The 2,393-nt window shown below is 63.8% G+C and carries 4 protein-coding genes; 2 read left to right on the top strand and 2 right to left on the bottom strand.

Translation table 11 applies throughout. From position 1 onward, the window contains the following. Positions 1 to 41 precede the first annotated feature (41 nt). Both FHD68_RS18320 and FHD68_RS18315 read left to right on the top strand, forming a co-directional pair. Positions 42 to 449, top strand: coding sequence for a phage major capsid protein (locus FHD68_RS18320; protein ID WP_244297973.1), 408 nt, complete (start codon positions 42 to 44; stop codon positions 447 to 449). A 2-nt stretch (positions 450 to 451) separates the two neighbouring features. Further along, complete coding sequence (locus tag FHD68_RS18315) at positions 452 to 661, top strand: phage head-tail joining protein (protein WP_127898077.1); 210 nt, start codon at positions 452 to 454, stop codon at positions 659 to 661. Positions 662 to 745: 84 nt separating this feature from the next. On the opposite strand, the gene FHD68_RS18310 is transcribed toward FHD68_RS18315, so the two are convergent. Both FHD68_RS18310 and FHD68_RS18305 read right to left on the bottom strand, forming a co-directional pair. After that, the gene (locus tag FHD68_RS18310) at positions 746 to 991 is read right to left on the bottom strand and encodes a hypothetical protein (protein ID WP_240542515.1); all 246 of its coding nucleotides are present in this window, start codon (positions 989 to 991) and stop codon (positions 746 to 748) included. 37 nt (positions 992 to 1,028) lie between these two features. Then, complete coding sequence (locus FHD68_RS18305) at positions 1,029 to 2,096, bottom strand: PDDEXK family nuclease (protein WP_127898076.1); 1,068 nt, start codon at positions 2,094 to 2,096, stop codon at positions 1,029 to 1,031. Between the last annotated feature and the right edge of the window lie 297 nt (positions 2,097 to 2,393).

The raw sequence follows: 2,393 nt of genomic DNA, 5'->3' as shown, positions 1-2,393 counted from the left end.
CGCTTCATTGTCCGTCCTCAAGTTGGATCGGACTCTAATCGATGGTGGAGGAAAAATCCCGTAGCAGGTCACTGCGCACCCAGAAGGGCATCGAGGACCGCACCATCCGCGTGACGCCCCGCAACCTGCTGGTGCCGCCCGCGCTGGAGACCACGGCCGAGAAGTGGCTGGCCTCCATCGCGCCCGCGACCGCCGCCGATGTGAACCCGTTCTCCGGGTCGCTCTCCCTCGTGGTCGAGCCACGGCTGTCCTCGGCCACACGTTGGTATGTCACCGCCGACCCCGGCGAGATCGACGGTCTGGAGTTCGCCTATCTCTCGGGTGCGGAGGGTCCGCAGGTCGAGAGCCGCTCGGGCTGGGACGTGGACGGCGTCGAGATCCGGGTGATCCTGGACTTCGGCGCGGGCTTCATCGACCACCGCGGCTGGTTCATGAATGCGGGCGCGTGAGCATGGCCGACCTCGCCCAGCTCACCGCCTGGCGGGACGCGCTGATGGCCGCGCGCTACCGGGGCGTCCGCACCGTCGAATACGACGGCAAGCGCATCACCTACGCGAGCGATGGCGAGATGGCCGCCGCGCTTGCGGACCTCAACCGGCAGATCGCAGGGGCGACGGGGCGCGTCTCCGTCGTCCGCATCCAATCCTCGAAAGGGCTTTGAACATGATATCGCGACGGCGGCATCCTGATACGCGCAAAACGCGTTGGCGGCCGCAACGCGTTTTCCCGCGAGCGTGAGGCTCGCTCAATCGGTGTGCTCGCCCTCGCGGAACGCCATGTCGGTGATTTCGCGGATGCGGGCGCGATAGTGCTCCAGCGTCCCGACATGGCCCCAGTTCACCTCCTCGGGGCTGCATTCGAAATGGTCGGCGCTGAGTGCAGCAAGGCGTTCGAGCATGGCGTCGATCTCGATCTTGGCCGAGATGAATGCGACGAGCGCGGCGTCGTTGGCCTTGGGCATCATCATCTCCGACAGAGCGTCCTGATCCATCACGCTCTTGTCGGCATCGATAGCAAGTGGGGATCAGCTATTGTTCGGAGGGCGCGAACGCGATCTCATTGTCGGGAAATGCATCACGCAAGTCGGCCATGGCTTCGTCAAAGGCCCTGCCACCCCATTGATTTAAGAAGGCGTAGGTGCGCCCTTCGAAGTGAAGGATTTCGTCTTCACCGCAGAAGTATCGGCCCGGATCGAAGTTCCGTCCTTCCTTCACTCGGGCCTCCTTCGCCAGGCGATGGAAGTCTTCAACAGCCACCTCGCCCTCGACGGAAACGAGGGCCCGGTTGGCCCGCGGGCCGCAGTGTTGGGCGACCTTCTCCGGTGCGATGCCGCGCTCCACGAGATGGCGGAACACCTGATAGATGGCGTGTCGCTTCCGGAGTCCTGTCAATTGGCGCCCACCGAGGGTGACGTCGTAGCTGGTCCAGTCTCGGGTGTCTGTTCGCGCCTCGCGCTCCTTGCGCTTCTTCTCGGTGACGCGGACCTGGTATTCCGCGACCTCCGGAAGCGGGATGATCTGCTGAACATCCACGAGGACCCGCCCTTCAAGCCCGTAGGGCTGGAGGCGAACGCAGCGGAGGTCGATGCCGCGCTCGATAAGCCAGAGAACAGATGTGGTCAGCTCGCGGCTGAACTCGGCCGACGCCAGGACGATGCGGACGTCCTGCGCGAAGGCATCCTCGTCGGGCTCGTCCCACCCGAGGAAATCGAGCAGCTCGGCCCGCGCATCTGTATCGGCCTTGCCGATCTGCGCGAGGTAGCGTCCGAACACATCGGCGGCCTGAGCGAAGGTCATGGTCGAGACCATCGCCGCGTAGCGGATGGACTGCAGTTCCATATGGCCGCCGTCTTCCGTCCGCTTGAGCTCGATCACCACGAGGTTGGCATCGCGGTCGATGCCGAGGAGATCGATGCGCCGGCGCGACTCGTCCCAGTCCCCGAACTCCTCCGCGATCACCAGCGTGTCGGGTGCGACCACGGCGATGTTCGCCCGCAGCAGCCGCTGCAGGTCGCGCCGCTCCTGCAGCTGCATCAGACCGAACGTGGTCTTGCTGAGGGGGCGTATTTCTTCGCTGGCAAACTCGTAGATCGGCATGGGCAATTAGAACCTTTCGGGAATTGCTCCCATCCAAGCGCAGCGGCACCGCTGGGGCAAGCACCATCGCCCGCGAACACCCCGAGAACATCCACCCCATCCGGTGTCGCATCCGTGTTGCACGGAGGAATCGGGGATGGTCGTAAGCCTTTGGAATCTTTGGGGAGTGCTCGGGAGGGCCATGCAACACGACGCGACAAGCAAAAGCCGCCCGAAGGGCGGCCCATGTGTTTGATATCATGTAGTAATTTTTGGTTGCGGGGACAGGATTTGAACCTGTGACCTTCAGGTTATGAG

Origin of the sequence: Paracoccus marcusii, from assembly GCF_006151785.1 — a bacterium.
GTDB classification, from domain to species: domain Bacteria; phylum Pseudomonadota; class Alphaproteobacteria; order Rhodobacterales; family Rhodobacteraceae; genus Paracoccus; species Paracoccus marcusii.
The sequence above is the reverse complement of the archived record's forward strand: the minus strand, read 5'-3'. Positions and strand labels throughout refer to the sequence as shown.

Excerpts from the sequence above, each read along its gene's own strand:
- FHD68_RS18305 (WP_127898076.1), bottom strand. The coding sequence starts at position 2,096 with ATGCCGATCTACGAGTTTGCCAGCGAAGAAATACGCCCCCTCAGCAAG.
- FHD68_RS18320 (WP_244297973.1), top strand. The coding sequence starts at position 42 with ATGGTGGAGGAAAAATCCCGTAGCAGGTCACTGCGCACCCAGAAGGGC.
- FHD68_RS18310 (WP_240542515.1), bottom strand. The coding sequence starts at position 991 with ATGGATCAGGACGCTCTGTCGGAGATGATGATGCCCAAGGCCAACGAC.
- FHD68_RS18315 (WP_127898077.1), top strand. The coding sequence starts at position 452 with ATGGCCGACCTCGCCCAGCTCACCGCCTGGCGGGACGCGCTGATGGCC.